Here is a 17,422-nt window from a genome sequence, read left to right on the forward strand (position 1 = left end):
GCTATCGGTCCGTATCGGGTGCGATGACGGGCAGTCCCAGCGTGGTGTCGAGCTGCCGGGTGAGTGCGGTGGGGTACGCGGTGACGAAGACCTCCAGAGCCGGGTGGGCGACGGCCTGTTGGAGGTGGCCGCCGACCGTGGTGCCGTCGCGGCGGCCCAGCACCACATGGGCGTGGACGTGCGGCCGGCCGTCCTTGAGCGCGATGTTGCCGGTCAGGCCCAGGACCTCGGTGTGTTCGGTCACCGGGATCGGGACGTGGACCTTGGCGACCGGGTCGAAGAGGGACAGCCCGGCGGAGCGGAACGCACCGATCCCGGTCAGGGAGCCCGCGGTCACCTGCTGTTCGGCGGCGAACTCCGTCAGCGCGGGCACGACGTCGTCGCCCGCTTCCAGAACGACGGCGAACTGGCGGGGCGCCTTGGCGTCGTCGTGCAGCAGCCGGATGTGCATCGGTGTCAACTCGCTTTCGTGGCATCGGCGGGCTTCTCGCCGCCGGGGACTGCGCTCGGCACGGGCCCGGGGTGGCGCAGGGCCCACCGGGCGCGCACCTTGCCGATCACATCGAACTGGTTGAGGACCAGCCCGAGGATCACCAGTGTGATGGCCGTCGCCTTCGTCGCGCCCAGGGGCTCACCGAGGAGCAGCATCGACGACGCCATGCCGAAGATCGGCACCAGCAGCGTCAACGGCGCGACCCGGGAGGTGCGGTAGGTCCGCATCAGATGGCCCCAGAGCGCGAAGCCGAAGAGGATCGTCGGGTAGACCATGTAGAGCAGCGAGCCGAGGCCGGTCCAGCCCATGGTGGTGAAGGAGTGCTCGACGGTGCCCCAGCCGCCGAGCCCCAGCGACAGCAGGAACATCGGGATCGGCGGCACCAGGCTCGCCCAGACGGTGAACGCCAGCGCGTTCTCCGGCCGGGCCTTCTTGATGATCAGGTTGGCGACGGCCCAGGACAGCGAGGCGCCGACGACCATGACCGTACCGGCCGCGGTGACCGATCCGTCGGTGACGGCGGCGACCAGCCCCATGCCGACCGCCGCCACCACGAACCCCACCAGATAGCGGGGGCTGACGCGTTCGCCCATCAGCCCCGCCGCCAGGCCGATCGTCCAGAACGCCTGGAGCTGCATCACGACCGAGGCCAGACCCGCCGAGAAGCCCAGGTCCATCCCGGCGAAGAGCAGCCCGAACTGGCCGATGCCGAAGAACACCCCGTACAGCAGGAGATAGCGCCACGGCACGTTCGGCCGCTTGAAGAAGAAGACCGCGGGGACGGCCGCGAGGAGGAAGCGGAGCGACGCCAGGAGATAGGGGTCGAACGAGCGCAGCCCGATGTCGATGATGGCGAAGTTCACTCCCCAGATGACCATCACCAGGACGGCACCCAGGAATTTGGACAGTGGCAAGAACGCTCCTCTTTCAGGGGGGTGCGGGGGCCGCTTTCAGGGTTGTGATCCAGGCGCGGCCGCGTCGGTCCGGACGACCTGGAACGCCTCGGCGAGCCGGCCGGCGGCGAGCCCGCCGAGGGCCGCCTGCCCGGCCAGCTTCGCGCGGACGTCCTCGCGGAGCCGGTTGCGGTGGGCGGTCTGCGAGACATGGGCGCGCAGCGCGGCGAGCTTCTGCTCGAACGTCTCCGTCACATCGATCCGGGTGTCCGGGCGCGGCCCGGTCGTCACCCAGATCTCCGGGACGCTCCAGGGCGCCAGGCCCTCCTCCAGCAGCAGCTCGGGGAAGGCCCGCGGATTGCGCGCGTCCGGGTAGAGCGCCGCCAGCGACGCCTCCCCGGCCGCGCGGTGATCGGGGTGGAGATCGGGCAGGAACGCCCAGTTGATCTCCGGGCTCTGGATCACCGCGCGGTGCGGCCGGGTCTGCCGGATCACCCGGACGATCTGCCGCCGCAGCGCGACATCGGCCGTCAGCGTCCCGTCCTGGTGGCCGAGGAACCGTACGTCCTCGACCCCGAGGACGGCGGCGGCGTCGCGCTGCTCCCGCTCCCGCCGCGCCGCGAGTTCGGCGCGGGGGACGGCCGGGTCCTCGCCGCCGCCCGAGCCGTCCGTCAGGACCAGATACGTCACCTCGGCGCCCGCGGCCGTCCAGGACGCGATGGTGCCGCCGGCGGTGAAGTCCGTGTCGTCGGGGTGGGCGGCGACGGCCAGCACCCGCAGCGTCCCGTCCGGGGAATCCGCGCCGCTCACGCCGGGCGCACCTCGGCGGTGAAGAGGAACGACCGGGGTACGCCGGTCATCGTGCGGGGCGGCACCGGGTGCGGCCAGCGCCCGAAGTCGGCGCCGTCCTCGCCCGGTTGCTTGAGGTCGGTGACCGACCAGCCGCAGTCGGGCAGGAACTCCTCGGGGGAGTCGGTGCCGAAGAGCCAGGGGTTGCCGTCGTCGGCGAGGATCTTGAGGAAGCCCCGGGCCAGCGGGTTGGTGAGCGTGGTGCGGCTCGTCATGTCGCCGAGGAGGACGGAGCCGGGCGCGGACAGCTCCCGCAGCGTGCCCAGCAGCCGCCGTACGACGTCCTCGGGGAGGAAGAAGAAGAGGCCCTCGGCCACCCATAAGGTGGGCTGCTGCGGGTCGAACCCGGCGGCGTGCAGCTCGTCCTGCCACTGCTCGGCGAGGTCGACCGCGACGGCGCGGCGGTGCGGCCCGCCGGAGGTGTCGACGCCGTGCTCGGCGAGGAGTTCGGCCTTGGCGTCGAGCAGCGCCGGCCGGTCGAGTTCGTAGAGGGTGACGCCGTCGGGCCAGGTCAGCCGGGCGGAGCGCATGTCCATGCCGGCGGCCACGGAGACCACCTGGCGCAGCCCGCGCTCGCGCACGGCGCGGACGAGGGCGTCGTCGAGGTACCGGGTGCGGACCAGGACGAAGGGGGCGACGGCCGAGCCGCGGTACCGCTCCAGCAGCGCGAAGCCGGTGTCCCCGGCGACGGCGCGGGCCAGCGGGTCGTCGAAGATCCGGTCCGGGCGCTCGGACTCCAGGGCACGTGCGGCGGCCGTCCACTGTGCGGTCCGGGACACCGGCTCCATCTGCATTTCCGCGCTCGTCATGAGCGGTTACTCCTCTCGGGGCGGCGGCTGACCGGCGCGGGGTGCCCGCCGGTGCCGGAGGTCCGGTTCATGTGTCCTGCCCGGCGGGCCTGCGGCGGAAGATGCTGTGCAGCACCATGCTGAAGACCACCGTGCCCTCCTCGTCGAGGAGTTCGCACCGCGGGCGCAGTATTCCGGATTGCTTGCTGTGCAGTACGGGAGCCACGCCCAGCACCGTCAGGCGCGCCCGTAGGACGTCGCCGGGGCGCACCGGCCGGTGGAAGCGCAGCTCGTCCACGCCCGGCGAGCCCTCACCGGCGGAGTCGGCGAGGATCTCCTCGACGTAGCGGCGCATGAAGAGCGAGGCGGTCAGCCAGCCGCTGGCGACGAGGCCGCCGAAGTGCGACTCACGGGCGCGCTCGGGATCGGTGTGGAACGGCTGCGGGTCGTAGGCGCGTCCGAAGGACAGCACCTCTTCCTCCGTCACCTTCACCTCGCCGAGGTCGTAGACCGTTCCGACGGGGAAGTCCTCCAGATACCGGGTGCTCACGGTCACCTCACCATTCCGCGCTGACGAGTTCTTCGGGGGTGGCGCCGGACAGCCGGTAGCGGTCCGGGTCCACCGGGCGTCCGGTGTAGAGCCGCAGGACGTCCGGGACGTCCGCGGTCAGCTGCGCCGTGGGCCGCCCGGGCACGGCGGTGCCCAGGGTGAGCCGCCGGGTGGGCAGCTGGATCTCCACCAGGGGGGTGCGCACCACGCGGTCACAGCGGCCGAGCAGGGTGAGCGCCGCCTGGTGGCCACGGCTGTGGTACGGGTCGTCCAGGCCGATTGCCTCGCGGACGTCGCCGCCGTGGATCCAGGTGCCGAGCGCCGCCAGGTCCTTGGCGCCGCCCGCGGCCCGGATCGCCGGGCCCGCGTCCGCAAGGCCCTGCTCGAACTCGTCGATGACCTGCTTGAGCGGCCAGGAGCGGCGCTCCTCGACGTCCCGTTGGTTCTGCTCGTGGCTGGCGCGGTACGCGGGTCCCGCGGCGAGGCCGGTGAGGGCGGCGCCGCAGTGCGCGACGATGTCGCGGACCGTCCAGGCGGAGCAGACCGTGGGCCGCTTCAGGTCGGCCTCGGGCAGGGTGCGCAGCCGTGGGACGAGGGTGTCGCGTTCGGCGCGGAGCACCACATCGGTGGCGGCGGGGTGCTGCGGGCCCGTCATCGCACCCCCGCCCCGAAGTAGCGCGCCTCGATGCGGCGCAGGGTGCGGAAGTCGTCGATGTCGATGCTCTCCATGTCGATGTCCTCACCGCTGAGGCGGGAGACCAGGACCATGAACTCGACGAACGCGAGGGAGTCGATCAGACGGCTCTCCAGCAGGTCGAAGTCCGGCTCGATGTCGCTGACCTCGGCGTGCCGGTCGAGGATCCACTGTTTGATCTGGTCGGTGGCGGACTGCATGGCGGACTCCTTCGAAGGGTGGGGCGGGGGAGGGGAGGACGAGCGGACGCGGCGGGCGCAGGGCCCGCGCGGCGGATCAGGCCACGGCGGCCTTGTCGAGGGCCGTGGCGACGGCCGCCCAGTCGCCGTGCTTGTCGTGCAGCACGGCGAGCCAGCGCTCCAGGCCGAAGGCGACACAGCTGGTGAACACCGGTCGGCCGGTGCCGGCGATGCGGATGTCGCAGCGCTCGCCGAAGAAGTTGCGGTGCTTGTTCACGGACCCGATGGCGAGATCGCCGACGAGGAATTCGTACTTCACCGGCGACAGCATCTGGAGCTTGGCGCGCGGCCCCTCGCCGTCGAAGAACGGGTCGGACGCGGGCTCCTTGCGCATCTCCAGACCGAGCGCCTCGGCGAACGCGAGGATGCGCCGCGAGGAGCGTTCCAGATGGTCCTCGACGAACTCCTGGCTGCCCAGCGCGACGATCTCGCGCATGTGGAAGCCGAGCAGCCGGCGCAGCCCGGTGTACTTCTCCTCGCGGCGGAAGCACCGGCCGACGAGGGTGACCAGGGTGTCCCGCTCCAGCTCCGTACCCTCCAGGCCGAGGTAGACGGCGTAGCAGGTGGCGGGCGGCGGGGCGACCTCGGCGGGCAGCAGCTGGTCGGGCGGGAAGGCGGTGGTCGCCGTCGCCGTCCCGCCCTGGGGGCGCCGCTCCAGGTCCAGGCTGCTGACGGTCAGCGCCTGGTGGGGGAAGTTCTGGTAGTAGTCGAGCTTGGCCAGACCGGCGACCGGGAGCAGGGCCGGCCCGACGACGGGCTCGGCGCCGCGGGCGGTGCCCCATTCGGCGAAGGTGCGGTCGAGGCGGTGGAGCGCGGCGGCTTCGTCGGCGCGCAGGAACAGCAGACCGTTGGGTTCCACGAAAAGACCTCCCGCCCGCTCAGATGCCGGGCAGGACGTCGTCGGCGAAGATGCCGGTCTTGCACATGAATGCCAGCGGCTTACGTACGGCGCGGCGTTCGGCATCCCGGCGGGAGGGCTCGGCGAGCAGCCTTTCCCGGAATCCGAGCGGGTCGGGAATTCCGGCGTCGCGGTAGATCTGCGGGTTGTAGAAAGCGCGCAGACTGAAGGCGATGTAGCGCTTGAGGTACTGCTCGATCTCCTCGCGCTGCCCGGGGGTGAGATCTGGGACGAGGTCGGCGTGGAGCAGCGAGACCAACTCCCGGCCGAAGGCGATGTGCCGGGACTCGTCCTCGTGGTGCACGCGGTTGACCTGGCGGATCGTCTCGTGGAGCGAGGCGTCGCCGGCCATGCGCATGTTGTAGTGGTCGACGATCTCCTCGAAGAGGAGCACCCGGCAGAACACCAGAAGGTTCTCGACGCGGGGGTCCTCGTGGGCGATGGAGTTCAGCTTCGGGCCCGAGTAGATCTTCCCGCCGTAGCGCAGGCAGAATTCGGCGAAGAACCACATGTGTTCGTTCTCTTCGCCGACGAAGTGGTGGAAGAAGTCCGACGGGACCTCGAACCCGCGGGTGTGGATGCGGCGCACCACCTCCACCAGGAGTTCCCGGATGCCTTCGACGTTCAAACTGTAGAAATTGATACTTTCCCAGCGCGAGAGTTGCTGCCGCTGCGCCTCGGTGAGTTCCTTCACGATTTCCGTGCCGTAGGTGGAGGTGAGGTCCTCACTCATCCACATCATTTCGGACGGCAGTGTCTCGGGCCAGTCGAACTCGCGGTACGGGTTGTAGTACTCGTCGACCGACTTGTCGACGAGCCGCTGGAGTATCTCGACGAAACGCTGTTCCCGCTCCGGTCTGGGTGTGGTGGTCGACAGCATTCAATTCCCTTTCGACGATCGATGAAAGCGGGACCGCGGCGGACAGGAGGCCGCCCGGTGTGATCGGTCGGCGCGGTGGCCGTAATGGGGAAGTGGGGGTGGGAATGCGTACGGGGAGGTGACGGCGGTCGGACGGCGGGGAGTCAGTGGCGTCGAATGCCCGCCGGAGACTTTAGCGCTCTTTCTCGCTTTTGGGCCAGATCCCCTGGTGAAAAGAAGGGGAGGAGCGCATTCCGTTTGTGCCGATGCTGCTGAGGGAGTTACCTCCTTACAAGCCGCGACGAATATTGCAGCAGTATTTCGGCAGTATGAAGCGGCTGTCTGTGCGGTAAGTCTCCCCAGGGATGCGTTGCGTCATTTCCGGCCGACTTCCCGGGAGCGCCGCACGGCTTCTGCCTGGTGATTTCGGCGCGCGGGGGCGGCCAGCTCGCGTTTCCGGCGTCGAGGGAACGTCTCGAATTCGCTCCTGTGTGTGAACCGCCGTCGCGGGCGCCCGCGCGCGAGGGCCCGCGGCCGGGCACGGAACCGGCGGCGCCCGCCCCGCCGCCCGGCCGCCGGGGCGGGGCGCACGCACCCGCCGTTGTCGGTGGTGTCTGCTAAGACTGGATGCCGTGAGCAGGGAAGACGGGCGCCAGGGGGCAGGGGCGGATGCGGGCGAGCAGCTGGCCCTCATCCGGGCGAGCGTGCGGGAGACGAAGGCGACCCGCGCCAAGCCGCGCACCTGGCGCGGCGCCGAGCCCGCCGCCGAGCTGCCCGTCGCCCGCGTCCTCGTCGACAAGGGCCTCGTCCACCTCGACCGCTACTTCGACTACGTCGTCCCCGCCGCCATGGACGCCGAGGCGCGCCCCGGGGTGCGGGTGCGCGTCCGCTTCGGGGCGGGCGAGAAGGGCGGGCGGCGCGAGGGCGGCAAGCTGGTCAGCGGCTTCATCGTCGACCGCGTCGCGGAGAGCGACTTCCGCGGCGTCCTCGCCCCGCTCGCCCAGGTCCTCTCCCCGGAGCCGGTGCTCACCCCCGGGCTGCTCGCCCTGTGCCGCGCCGTCGCCGACCGCTACGCCGGCAGCCTCGCCGACGTCGTCCAGCTCGCCGTCCCGCCCCGCCGCGCCCGCGCCGAGGCCAAGGAGTCCCCGCCCCCGCTGCCGCCCAACGCCCCGCCCGAGCCCGGCAGTTGGCAGCGGTACGCGGCCGGCCCCGCCTTCCTCGCCGCGCTGACGCGGGGGGACGCACCGCGCGCGGTGTGGACGGCGCTGCCCGGCGCCACCTGGCCCGACGAACTGGCCCGCGCCGCCGCCGCCACGCTCGCCGCGGGCCGCGGCGCACTGATCGTCGTGCCCGACGGCCGGGCCGCCGCCCGCGTGGACGCCGCACTCACCGCCCTCGTCGGTGCCGGCCGCCACGTCCTGCTCACCGCCGACGCCGGGCCCGAGGAGCGCTACCGCCGCTGGCTCGCCGTCAGCCGCGGCTCGGTGCGCGCCGTGATCGGCACCCGCGCCGCGATGTTCGCCCCCGTCGACCGCCTCGGCCTGGTCGCCCTCTGGGACGACGGCGACGCCGCACTCAGCGACCCGCACGCCCCGCAGCCGCACGCCCGCGAGGTGCTGATCCAGCGCGCCGTGGGGGAGCGGGCCGGGTTCCTGCTCGGCGGCGTGAGCTGCACGGTCGAGGCGGCGCAGCTGGTCGAGACGGGCTGGGCGCGCCCGCTGGCCGCCGACCGCGAGCGGATCCGCGCCGCCGCCCCTCGCATCCGTACCGTCGGCGAGGGCGACGAGGCGCGCGACGAGGCGGCCCGCGCGGCCCGGTTGCCGACGATGGCCTGGCAGGTGGTGCGCGAAGGACTCAAGCACGGCCCGGTCCTCGTCCAGGTGCCCCGGCGCGGCTACGCCCCCCGGCTGGCCTGCGCCCGCTGCCGGACCCCGGCCCGCTGCCGTGCCTGCGCGGGCCCGCTGGAATCGCCCGGCGCCGACGACCTGGTGTGCGCCTGGTGCGGACGGGCGGAGCCGGACTGGCACTGCGCGGAGTGCGGCGGCGCCCGGCTCCGCGCCCAGGTGGTCGGCGCCCGGCGCACGGCCGAGGAGCTGGGCCGGGCCTTCCCCGCCGTCCCCGTGCGCACCTCGGGCCGCGACCACGTGCTGGCGACGGTGCCGGACACCCCCGCGCTGGTGGTCTCCACCCCGGGCGCCGAGCCGGTCGCCGAGGGCCCCGGGTACGCCGCCGGGCTGCTGCTGGACGGCTGGGCGCTGCTCGGCCGCCCGGATCTGCGCGCCGGGGAGGAGGCGCTGCGCCGCTGGCTGACGGCCGCCTCGCTGGTCCGCGGTCAGGAGGTGGGCGGCACGGTCGCGGTGATCGCGGAGCCGACGCTGCGGCCGGTGCAGGCGCTGGTGCGCTGGGATCCGGTGGGCCACGCCGTCCGCGAGCTGGCGGAGCGGGCCGAGCTGGGCTTCCCGCCGGTCTCCCGGATGGCGGCGGTCGCCGGCCGCCCCGACGACGTCGCCGCACTGCTGGCGTCCGCCGAACTCCCGGACGGCGCCGAGGTGTTGGGTCCGGTGCCGCTGCCGGTCGCCGACCCCGGGCGGCCGCGCCGCCCCGGCGATCCGCCGCCGGGCGAGAGCTGGGAGCGGGCGCTGGTCCGCGTACGGCCCGGTCAGGGCGCGGCGCTGGCGGCGGCCCTGAAGGCGGCCCGCGCGGCCCGTCTGGTCAAGCGGGAGGGGGAGGCGGTCCGGGTCCGGATCGACCCGCCCGACCTGGGGTGACCGCGGGCCGCCGGCCGCCGCGGCGCCGGCCGCGGGCGCGTGGCGCCCCGCCGTCGGCCGGTCTCGTACACCCCGGCCCGCGGGCGCGTGGCGCTCCAGGTCACACCGGGCGCCCGTCGGCCGGGAGCGGGCGGCGTCAGCCGTTGCGCGGTGCGGGGAACGCGCCGGTCCGGGGCTCCTCGCGGGGGGCGGCGGCGGACTGCGCGGGCATCTGGCGGGCCGCGGGCACCGACGGCGTGCCGGACGGCAGGCCCGCGGCGACGGCCACCGCGCGGGAGGTGGTCGCCTCGGGGGAGCGGTGCGCGGCGTCGGCGCCCTCGGCGGTGTGCTGTGCGGCCCGGCGGCCGCCGTAACGGCGGTGCACCGCCTGCTTGGTGACACCGAGCGCGGAGCCCACCGCGTCCCAGGAGAAGCCCAGCGAACGGTCGAAGTCGACGGCGGCCGTGACGAGCGTCTCGACGCTGTCCCGCAGCTCCTGGGCGAGGCGGACCGTGGGGGCGGGCGCGCGGCCGTAGACGACGAATCCGGCGGAGGGGCCGGTGCGACGCGGCCGGTAGACGTTGCCGAGCTGAGCGGTCAGGGTGCGCAACGCGTCCACCTGCCGGCGTACCCGCTCGATGTCGCGTACCAGGAGATGCAGGCTGGCGCGCGCCTGGGCGTCGTGGGTTGCGTGGTCGGCCATGTGAAAGCCTCTCGAACCGGCGTGGAAAGGGAAGATGACAAGGGTGGGCCGCGCCTGCGACCCGGGTGGGGATGGTCAATGCTGTTTGACCAACGCGACAGCGGCGCCTCTGGTCACGGTGTGGGGGCGTAACGGCTCGTCAGGACGGCGCGGCGCGCCCCGCACGCCCCCGGACGGACCAGCGTGGCACCGCTCCGCCGCCCGGCGGTGCACGGACGGGGCGCCCGGCGCCGGTCCGGGCCCCGTGCACCCGGGGGAGGCGGTGCCCGGCCGTAGACTGGTGCGCCGTTCCGCAGCGTGTGAGAGGTAGTGCGCCACCCATGAGGCTCGTCTTCGCCGGTACCCCCGAGGTCGCCGTACCTGCCCTGGATGCCCTGATCGCCTCCGACCGGCATGAGGTGGTGGCCGTGGTGACCCGGCCGGACGCCCCGGCCGGCCGCGGCCGGCGGCTGGTCGCGAGTCCCGTCGCCGAGCGGGCCGAGGAGGCCGGCATCGAGGTGCTCAAGCCCGAGAAGCCCGGCGACCCCGAATTCCTGGCCCGGCTGCGGGAGATCGCCCCCGACTGCTGCCCGGTCGTCGCCTACGGCGCGCTGCTGCCGCAGCCCGCGCTGAACGTCCCCGCCAAGGGCTGGGTCAACCTCCACTTCTCCCTGCTCCCGGCCTGGCGCGGCGCCGCCCCCGTGCAGCACGCGGTGCTCGCCGGGGACGAGGTCACCGGCGCCTCCACCTTCCAGATCGAGAAGGGGCTCGACTCCGGCCCGGTCTTCGGCGTGCTCACCGAGGAGATCCGCCCCACCGACACCGCCGGTGACCTGCTGACCCGGCTCGCCTTCGCCGGTGCCGGGCTGCTCGCCGCGACGATGGACGGCATCGAGGACGGCACCCTGCACGCCGTCCCGCAGCCCGCCGAGGGCGTCTCGCTCGCCCCGAAGATCGAGGTCGAGGACGCCCGGGTGGACTGGTCGGCGCCGGCGCTGCGGGTGGAGCGGGTGGTCCGCGGCTGCGCGCCGTCCCCCGGCGCCTGGACGCTCTTCCGCGGCGAGCGCCTGAAGCTGATGGCCACCGCGTCGGCCGGCCCGGACGCCGATCTGCACCTCGCCCCCGGTGAGCTGGCCGTCACCAAGAAGGCGGTGTACGTCGGCACCGGCAGCCACGCCGTCGAGCTGCTGTGGGTCCAGCCGCAGGGCAAGAAGCCGATGAAGGGCGCCGACTGGGCGCGCGGCGTCCGCATCGAGGCGGGCGAGGTCATCGGGGACTAGGCCCTGTCGTCACACTCCCGCCTGCCTCGCGACGCCTGGCACGCCCTCCCCCAAGCTCTCGGCTCCGCTCGAGCAGGGAGGTGCCCCCTTGCCGCGTTGTCGGGCTCATCCCGGTACGCCCAGTACCGGGACGACCCTCCGCCTTGCGATCGCACGCACCAGACGCCGCGCGGCCGCACTTCGGGCGACGACGGGAGTGTGACGACAGGACCTGGCGCGGCCACGCCCGGGGGCGGCACCCGGCATCCGGTGGCCTTCCGCTGGCCGCCGGCCGCCGCCGCCCCGGGCTCCCCGCACCGCGCGTACGCTGGTCACACACCTTTTCCGCTCGCTTATCCCTCTTACCCGGAGCACCTTTTCGTGAGCCAGCAGCCGCGTCGCCGTCCCAGCAAGCCCTACCGCCGTCCGCAGAAGGACCCGGTCCGGATCCTCGCGTTCGAGGCGCTGCGGGCCGTCGACGAGCGGGACGCCTACGCCAACCTCGTCCTGCCGCCGCTGCTGCGCAAGGCACGGGAGAACCCGGACTTCGACAGCCGGGACGCGGCGCTCGCCACCGAGCTGGTCTACGGCACGCTCCGCCGCCAGGGCACCTACGACGCGATCGTCGCGCAGTGCGTGGACCGCCCGCTGCGCGAGGTCGACCCGCCGGTCCTCGACGTCCTCACCCTCGGCGCCCACCAGCTGCTCGGCACCCGTATCCCCACCCACGCGGCGGTCAGCGCCAGCGTGGAACTGGCCCGGGTGGTGCTCGGCGACGGCCGTGCGAAGTTCGTCAACGCGGTGCTGCGCAAGGTCGCGGCGCACGACATGGACACCTGGCTGGAGCGGGTCGCCCCCGATTACGACGAGGACGCCGAGGAGCACCTCGGCCTGGTCCACGCCCACCCCCGCTGGATCGTCTCCGCCCTGTGGGACGCGCTCGGCGGCGGCCGCGCGGGCATCGAGGACCTGCTGGAGGCCGACAACGAACGGCCCGAGGTCACGCTGGTCGCCCGCCCCGGCCGGTCCACCGCCGAGGAGCTGCTGACCGCCGCGGGCGAGGACAGTGCGCTGCCCGGCCGCTGGTCGCCGTACGCGGTCCGGCTGGCCGAGGGCGGCGAGCCGGGGGCGCTGGACGCGGTGCGCGAGGGGCGTGCCGGGGTGCAGGACGAGGGCAGCCAGCTGGTCGCGCTGGCGCTGGCCAACGCGCCCGTCGAGGGCGACGACCGGCGTTGGTTGGACGGCTGCGCCGGTCCCGGCGGCAAGGCCGCGCTGCTGGCGGCGCTGGCGGCGGAGCGCGGGGCGGCGCTGCTCGCCTCCGAGAAGCAGCCGCACCGCGCCGGTCTGGTGGCCCGCGCCCTGGCCGGCAACCCTGGCCCGTACACCGTGATCGCCGCCGACGGCACCCGCCCCGCCTGGCGGCCCGGCGCCTTCGACCGGGTGCTGGTCGACGTGCCGTGCACCGGTCTGGGCGCGCTGCGCCGCCGCCCCGAGGCCCGCTGGCGCCGCCGCCCCGAGGACCTGGACGGCTTCGCGCCGCTCCAGCGGGAGCTGCTGCGCCAGGCGCTGGCCGCCGTCCGGGTCGGCGGCGTCGTCGGCTATGCGACCTGCTCGCCGCACCTCGCCGAGACCCGCGCCGTCGTCGACGACGTCCTCAAGGGACGCGGCGGCGCCCCGGTCGGCGCCGAGTGGATCGACGCCCGCCCGCTGATGCCCGGCGTCCCGGCGCTGGGCGACGGCCCCGACGTCCAGCTGTGGCCGCATCTGCACGGTACGGACGCGATGTATCTGGCGCTGCTGCGCCGTACCGCCTGAGGGGGCGCCCCGCGAACGCCCGCGGCCGGCGGCCGCCGTGGCCGGTATCCGATCCCGTAAGGGGTCAGGTACCGGCCACGGTCGCTCGCCGGCCGCTTCGCCGTGCGCAGGCGGTGGGTGCTCAGACCGCCGGGGCCGGGTACGTCGGGTACTCGACGCCGGAGACGTACTGCACGACGCGGATGACCTGGCAGGAGTAGCCGAACTCGTTGTCGTACCAGAGGTAGAGGATGGCGTTGTCGCCCTCGACCTTGGTGGCGCCGGCGTCGACGATCGAGGCGTGGCGCGAGCCGATGAAGTCGTTCGAGACGGCGTCGGGGGCGCTGGTGAAGTCGATCTGACGCTTCAGCGGGGAGGTCAGCGAGACCTCGCGGAGGTGGTCGAGGACCTCCTCGCGGGTGGTCTCGCGGGCCAGCTGGAGGTTGAGGATCGCGATGGAGACGTCCGGCACGGGCACCCGGATCGAGCTGCCGGTGATCTTCGCCTTCAGGTCGGGCAGCGCCTTGGCGACGGCGGAGGCGGCGCCGGTCTCCGTGATCACCATGTTGAGCGGCGCCGAACGGCCGCGCCGCTCCGACTTGTGGTAGTTGTCCAGCAGGTTCTGGTCGTTGGTGAACGAGTGGACGGTCTCGACGTGGCCGCGCACGACGCCGTACTCGTCCTCCATCGCCTTCAGCGGCGGGACGATCGCGTTGGTGGTGCAGGAGGCGCAGGACAGGATCTGCTCGTCCGGCTTGATCATGTCGTGGTTGACGCCGTGGACGATGTTCGGGACGTCGCCCTTGCCCGGGGCGGTCAGGACGACCTTGTCGACACCGGGGCGCAGGTGCTTCGAGAGCCCCTCGCGGTCGCGCCACTTGCCGGTGTTGTCGATGAGGATGGCGTCCTTGATGCCGTAGTCGGTGTAGTCGATCTCGGACGGGTCGTTGGCGTAGATCACCTTGATCTCGTTGCCGTTGGCGACGATGGTGCCGTTCGCCTCGTCCACGGTGATCGTGCCCTGGAACTGACCGTGGATGGAGTCGCGCCGCAGCAGCGAGGCGCGCTTGACCAGGTCGTCGGCGCCGCCGCCGCGCACGACGATGGCGCGCAGCCGCAGACCGTTGCCGGAGCCGGCCTTCTCGATGAGCAGGCGGGCCACGAGGCGGCCGATGCGGCCGAAGCCGTACAGGACGACGTCCCGGCCCTCGCGGCACTCGATCTTGTTGGCGCCGGTGGCGCCGGCGACCGCCTCGGCGGTGAACTCCTCGACGCTCAGGCCGCGCTCGTCGGCCTTGTACGTCGCGGCGAGCATGCCGAGGTCGATCTGGGAGGGGCCGAGGTCGAGCGTGGTGAGCGCCTGGAGGAACGGCAGGGTGTCGGTGACCGACAGCTCCTCACCGGCGATCTGCCGGGCGAAGCGGTGGGTCTTGAGGATGCTGACCACCGACTTGTTCACCAAGGAGCGGCTGTGCAGCAGGACGGTCACGTCCCGCTCGCGGTGCAGCTTCCCGATGATCGGGATCATCGACTCCGCGATCTCCTCGCGGTTCTTCCAGTTGGTGAACGAGTCGTCGTTGACAGTCACAGGCTTATCTCTCGATCGAGCTAGGCGGTGCTCATATGCTAACCCGACGCAAATTCGATACTCCGGCCGGTGTCCGAGGGGGAGCGCGGGGCGCGGACCCGGCGCGTCCGGGGCCGCGCCCCGCGCCGGAGCGGCTCCGGGGCACCCCGCGAAGGCTCCGGGGCGGCAGGCCATACTGGTCACATGGCCTTGATCAACCCCAGCATCCTGTCCGCGGACTTCTCCCGGCTCGCCGAGGAGGCGCGGGCCGTCGAGGGCGCCGACTGGCTCCATGTCGACGTGATGGACAACCACTTCGTGCCCAATCTCACGCTCGGGGTGCCGGTTGTCGAGTCGCTGAGCCGCGCGACGGACACCCCGCTCGACCTCCATCTGATGATCGAGGACCCGGACCGGTGGGCCCCGCAGTACGTCGAGGCGGGCGCGGGCTCGGTGACCTTCCACGCGGAGGCGGCGGCCGCCCCCGTCCGGCTGGCACGGGAGATCCGGGCGCAGGGCGCGCGGGCGTCGATGGCCCTCAAGCCGGCCACGCCGATCGAGCCGTACGAGGACCTGCTGCCCGAGCTGGACATGGTGCTGATCATGACCGTGGAGCCGGGCTTCGGCGGTCAGGCGTTCCTCGACATCATGCTGCCGAAGATCCGCCGCACCCGTGAGCTGATCTCCCGGCACGGGCTCCAGATGTGGCTCCAGGTGGACGGCGGGGTGTCGGCGTCCACCATCGAGCGGTGCGCCGAGGCCGGCGCCGACGTCTTCGTCGCCGGATCCGCCGTCTACGGCGCCGACGACCCGGCCAAGGCCGTCCGCGAGCTGCGGGAGCAGGCGGTGGCGGCGACCCCGGCGGGTTGGGGCTGCGCCCACTGATCCCGGGCGGCGGGGCGAACTCCGGCCCGCCGCCGCTCCTTTCATCCTCGCCCCGCCCGTGGTTGTCCGTGCCGCCACCGGCCGTTCACGGCCCCGGGGCGGTCGTGGTCCCCGTCCGCCGCGGGTTTCTGCAAGGATGAGCAAAGACTCGATCAGATGCGCACAGGGGAGATTTTCGTGGTAGCCAGCCGCCCGCAGTCCGGTATGGGCCCCGCCGAGCTGGTGCAGGCCGCGGCCATGGCCCGCCGTTTCTATCTGGAGGGCAAGTCCAAAATCCAGATCGCCGAGGAGTTCGGCGTCAGCCGCTTCAAGGTCGCCCGGGTGCTGGAGACGGCGCTGGAGCGGGATCTCGTACGGATCGAGATCCGGGTGCCGTCCGAGCTGGACGCCGAGCGCTCCGACGCGCTGCGCGCCCGCTACGGCCTGCGGCACGCCGTCGTCGTCGAGTCCCCGGCCGATGCCTCCGAGGACGCCGCCGACCCGGAGAACCTCGGCGAGGTCGCCGCCGACCTCCTCGGCGAGCTGGTCACCGAGGGCGATGTGCTCGGCCTCGCCTGGGGCCGCTCCACCATCCACATGGCGGCGGCGCTGCACCGCCTCCCGCCGTGCACCGTCGTCCAGCTCACCGGCGTCTACGACGCGGGGACCGCCGACCGCGGCTCCGTCGAGGCGGTCCGCCGGGCCGCCGAGGTCTCCGGCGGCGAGGCGCACCCGATCTACGCGCCGATGCTGCTGCCGGACCCGGCGACCGCCGCCGCACTGCGCGGCCAGACCGGTATCGCCCGCGCCTTCGAGCACTTCGACAAGGTCACCGTCGCCTGTGTCTCCATCGGTTCCTGGGAGCCCGGCGTCTCGACCGTCTACGACATGCTGAGCGACGACGAGCGCGCGCACTACGCCTCGCTGGGCGCCGCCGCCGAGATGTCCGCGCACCTCTTCGACGCCGAGGGCCGCCGCATCGGCCGGGATCTGGGCGAGCGGTGCATCACCGTCGAGGCGGACCGGCTGCGCCGGATCCCCGAGGTCGTCGCCATCGCGGGCGGCCGCCGCAAGGCCGCCGCGATCGGCGCGGTGCTCCGCTCCGGCCTGGTGACCAGCCTGGTCACGGACACCGCTGCCGCCGACCACCTGCTGCTGGAGACCGGCCCGGGCCCGCGCCCGGCCCTGGAGCGCACCGACCCGGACGGCGCCTGAGGGCCGGCGCCCGGCGGCGGAGTCCGCCGGGCGCCGCCGCCCTACCGCAGCGGGGGAACCGGCACGGCGGCCCGGCCCCCGCTGTGACAGCATCGGCGCCATGAAGATCCGCTTCTCCGTCCGCCCGGCCGCCACCGCCCTCGCGGCCCTGCTCTCCGGGCTGCTGCTGGTCCTGACCGGCTGCGGTCCGGGCCACGGCTCCGCCGCCTCCCCGGGCCCGTCCGCCACCCGCACCACCGCCTCCCGTCCGGCCGGTGCCCCCGGCTGGGCGCACGGCATGGCGACGGTCACGGAGCGGGAGCTGCCGAACGAGGCCCGCGAGACGCTGCGGCTGATCGACGCCGGCGGCCCGTACCCGTACCCGCACAAGGACGGCACCGTCTTCGGGAACTACGAGAAGCGGCTGCCGGGGCAGGCGCGGGGCTACTACCACGAGTTCACCGTGCCCACCCCGGGCGCCCGGGACCGCGGGGCGCGGCGGCTGATCACCGGCGGGCACCACGAGACCTACTACACCGCCGACCACTACCGGACCTTCAAGGCGGTGCTGCGGTGACCGCCCCCGTGCCCCGGCCGCTGGCGAACGTGCTCGGCGGCTCCACCCCGCCCGGTGTGCTGTCCTGGCCCGCCGGGCGCCCGGTGGCCGATGCGCTCACCGCGGCCGCCGCGGCCGGCTGGCAGGGCGCGGACCTCGACCTCACCGGCGTCCGGGACAAGGCCGCCTTCCTCGACCGCTGCGCCCGTGCGCTGCGCTTTCCCGACTGGTTCGGGCACAACTGGGACGCACTCGCCGACTGCCTGACCGATCTGTCGTGGTGCCCGGCCGCCCGGGGACGGCTGCTGGTGATCACCGGCTGGCAGGAGTTCGCCGCGGCCGCACCCGAGGACTGGCACGTCGTCGAGAACGTCATCGCCGATGCGGTCGCCTACTGGCGCGACACCGGCACCGGCCTCGCCGTGATCCTCGCCCGGGGCCCGGCCCGGCCCGCCTGAGACGCCCGCCGGGCGCCCGGTTCGTCGCTTCCCACAGC

General features: G+C 73.6%; 18 protein-coding genes. 7 read left to right on the forward strand and 11 right to left on the reverse strand.

Annotated features, from left to right (window positions below; translation table 11 throughout):
• Nucleotide 1: 1 nt before the first annotated feature.
• The 9 genes from ACZ4U4_RS12600 to ACZ4U4_RS12640 all read right to left on the reverse strand — a co-directional run bounded on the left by ACZ4U4_RS12600 (nucleotide 2) and on the right by ACZ4U4_RS12640 (nucleotide 6,284).
• Entirely contained in the window at nucleotides 2-451 is a 450-nt protein-coding gene (locus ACZ4U4_RS12600) for a PPC domain-containing DNA-binding protein (protein WP_467873113.1), read from the reverse strand.
• A gap of 5 nt (nucleotides 452-456) precedes the next feature.
• On the reverse strand, nucleotides 457-1,407 hold the full coding sequence (locus ACZ4U4_RS12605) for an EamA family transporter (RefSeq protein WP_467872313.1): 951 nt from the start codon (nucleotides 1,405-1,407) through the stop codon (nucleotides 457-459).
• 36 nt (nucleotides 1,408-1,443) lie between these two features.
• The gene (locus ACZ4U4_RS12610) at nucleotides 1,444-2,196 is read right to left on the reverse strand and encodes a PIG-L deacetylase family protein (protein ID WP_467872316.1); all 753 of its coding nucleotides are present in this window, start codon (nucleotides 2,194-2,196) and stop codon (nucleotides 1,444-1,446) included.
• On the reverse strand, nucleotides 2,193-3,044 hold the full coding sequence (locus ACZ4U4_RS12615) for an SAM-dependent methyltransferase (protein ID WP_467872319.1): 852 nt from the start codon (nucleotides 3,042-3,044) through the stop codon (nucleotides 2,193-2,195). Before ACZ4U4_RS12615 ends, ACZ4U4_RS12610 begins: the two co-directional genes overlap by 4 nt.
• 67 nt (nucleotides 3,045-3,111) lie before the next feature.
• A complete protein-coding gene (locus tag ACZ4U4_RS12620; protein ID WP_467872322.1) occupies nucleotides 3,112-3,573 on the reverse strand; it encodes a MaoC family dehydratase in 462 nt (153 codons plus the stop codon).
• Between the two features lie 7 nt (nucleotides 3,574-3,580).
• Nucleotides 3,581-4,228, reverse strand: a complete 648-nt coding sequence (locus ACZ4U4_RS12625) for a maleylpyruvate isomerase family mycothiol-dependent enzyme (RefSeq protein WP_467872325.1) — start codon at nucleotides 4,226-4,228, stop codon at nucleotides 3,581-3,583.
• Entirely contained in the window at nucleotides 4,225-4,467 is a 243-nt protein-coding gene (locus ACZ4U4_RS12630) for a hypothetical protein (protein ID WP_030278607.1), read from the reverse strand. The genes ACZ4U4_RS12625 and ACZ4U4_RS12630 overlap by 4 nt, the downstream gene beginning before the upstream one ends.
• Nucleotides 4,468-4,543: 76 nt before the next feature.
• Entirely contained in the window at nucleotides 4,544-5,365 is an 822-nt protein-coding gene (locus ACZ4U4_RS12635; protein ID WP_467872328.1) for an aminoacyl--tRNA ligase-related protein, read from the reverse strand.
• Between the two features lie 19 nt (nucleotides 5,366-5,384).
• Nucleotides 5,385-6,284 (reverse strand): diiron oxygenase, encoded by a 900-nt coding sequence (locus tag ACZ4U4_RS12640; protein ID WP_467872331.1) that lies wholly within the window; start codon nucleotides 6,282-6,284, stop codon nucleotides 5,385-5,387.
• Nucleotides 6,285-6,895: 611 nt separating this feature from the next.
• On the opposite strand from ACZ4U4_RS12640, the gene ACZ4U4_RS12645 reads away from it, so the two are divergent.
• Nucleotides 6,896-9,031, forward strand: a complete 2,136-nt coding sequence (locus ACZ4U4_RS12645) for a primosomal protein N' (protein ID WP_467872334.1) — start codon at nucleotides 6,896-6,898, stop codon at nucleotides 9,029-9,031.
• Nucleotides 9,032-9,167: 136 nt separating this feature from the next.
• Here ACZ4U4_RS12645 and ACZ4U4_RS12650 read toward each other — a convergent pair whose 3' ends face one another.
• Nucleotides 9,168-9,713 carry a hypothetical protein gene (locus ACZ4U4_RS12650; RefSeq protein WP_467872336.1) on the reverse strand — a complete coding sequence of 182 codons (546 nt, stop codon included), beginning with the start codon at nucleotides 9,711-9,713 and terminating at the stop codon, nucleotides 9,168-9,170.
• A gap of 320 nt (nucleotides 9,714-10,033) precedes the next feature.
• Between ACZ4U4_RS12650 and fmt the strand changes: the two genes are divergently transcribed.
• Entirely contained in the window at nucleotides 10,034-10,972 is a 939-nt protein-coding gene (gene fmt / locus ACZ4U4_RS12655; protein WP_467872338.1) for a methionyl-tRNA formyltransferase, read from the forward strand.
• A 360-nt stretch (nucleotides 10,973-11,332) separates the two neighbouring features.
• Nucleotides 11,333-12,766 (forward strand): RsmB/NOP family class I SAM-dependent RNA methyltransferase, encoded by a 1,434-nt coding sequence (locus tag ACZ4U4_RS12660; RefSeq protein ID WP_467872341.1) that lies wholly within the window; start codon nucleotides 11,333-11,335, stop codon nucleotides 12,764-12,766.
• Nucleotides 12,767-12,887: 121 nt separating this feature from the next.
• Here ACZ4U4_RS12660 and ACZ4U4_RS12665 read toward each other — a convergent pair whose 3' ends face one another.
• Nucleotides 12,888-14,333 carry a glyceraldehyde-3-phosphate dehydrogenase gene (locus ACZ4U4_RS12665; protein WP_467872343.1) on the reverse strand — a complete coding sequence of 482 codons (1,446 nt, stop codon included), beginning with the start codon at nucleotides 14,331-14,333 and terminating at the stop codon, nucleotides 12,888-12,890.
• A 183-nt stretch (nucleotides 14,334-14,516) separates the two neighbouring features.
• On the opposite strand from ACZ4U4_RS12665, the gene rpe reads away from it, so the two are divergent.
• The 4 genes from rpe (at nucleotide 14,517) to ACZ4U4_RS12685 (ending at nucleotide 17,384) form a co-directional block, all read left to right on the forward strand.
• Nucleotides 14,517-15,197, forward strand: coding sequence for a ribulose-phosphate 3-epimerase (rpe, locus tag ACZ4U4_RS12670; RefSeq protein ID WP_391641936.1), 681 nt, complete (start codon nucleotides 14,517-14,519; stop codon nucleotides 15,195-15,197).
• A gap of 204 nt (nucleotides 15,198-15,401) precedes the next feature.
• Complete coding sequence (locus ACZ4U4_RS12675; protein WP_467873116.1) at nucleotides 15,402-16,391, forward strand: sugar-binding transcriptional regulator; 990 nt, start codon at nucleotides 15,402-15,404, stop codon at nucleotides 16,389-16,391.
• Between the two features lie 100 nt (nucleotides 16,392-16,491).
• Nucleotides 16,492-16,947: a guanyl-specific ribonuclease gene (locus ACZ4U4_RS12680; protein ID WP_467872346.1), complete on the forward strand. Its 456-nt coding sequence runs from the start codon at nucleotides 16,492-16,494 to the stop codon at nucleotides 16,945-16,947.
• Entirely contained in the window at nucleotides 16,944-17,384 is a 441-nt protein-coding gene (locus ACZ4U4_RS12685; protein WP_467872349.1) for a barstar family protein, read from the forward strand. Before ACZ4U4_RS12680 ends, ACZ4U4_RS12685 begins: the two co-directional genes overlap by 4 nt.
• The last annotated feature ends 38 nt before the right edge of the window (nucleotides 17,385-17,422 follow it).

The organism is Streptomyces sp. NPDC029159, from assembly GCF_055564055.1.

What these genes read in the sequence shown, in the direction of transcription:
- ACZ4U4_RS12600 (WP_467873113.1), bottom strand. Translation starts at nt 451, where the DNA reads ATGCACATCCGGCTGCTGCACGACGACGCCAAGGCGCCCCGCCAGTTC.
- ACZ4U4_RS12615 (WP_467872319.1), bottom strand. Translation starts at nt 3,044, where the DNA reads ATGACGAGCGCGGAAATGCAGATGGAGCCGGTGTCCCGGACCGCACAG.
- ACZ4U4_RS12625 (WP_467872325.1), bottom strand. Translation starts at nt 4,228, where the DNA reads ATGACGGGCCCGCAGCACCCCGCCGCCACCGATGTGGTGCTCCGCGCC.
- ACZ4U4_RS12630 (WP_030278607.1), bottom strand. Translation starts at nt 4,467, where the DNA reads ATGCAGTCCGCCACCGACCAGATCAAACAGTGGATCCTCGACCGGCAC.
- ACZ4U4_RS12640 (WP_467872331.1), bottom strand. Translation starts at nt 6,284, where the DNA reads ATGCTGTCGACCACCACACCCAGACCGGAGCGGGAACAGCGTTTCGTC.
- ACZ4U4_RS12650 (WP_467872336.1), bottom strand. Translation starts at nt 9,713, where the DNA reads ATGGCCGACCACGCAACCCACGACGCCCAGGCGCGCGCCAGCCTGCAT.
- fmt (WP_467872338.1), top strand. Translation starts at nt 10,034, where the DNA reads ATGAGGCTCGTCTTCGCCGGTACCCCCGAGGTCGCCGTACCTGCCCTG.
- rpe (WP_391641936.1), top strand. Translation starts at nt 14,517, where the DNA reads ATGGCCTTGATCAACCCCAGCATCCTGTCCGCGGACTTCTCCCGGCTC.
- ACZ4U4_RS12675 (WP_467873116.1), top strand. Translation starts at nt 15,402, where the DNA reads ATGGGCCCCGCCGAGCTGGTGCAGGCCGCGGCCATGGCCCGCCGTTTC.
- ACZ4U4_RS12680 (WP_467872346.1), top strand. Translation starts at nt 16,492, where the DNA reads ATGAAGATCCGCTTCTCCGTCCGCCCGGCCGCCACCGCCCTCGCGGCC.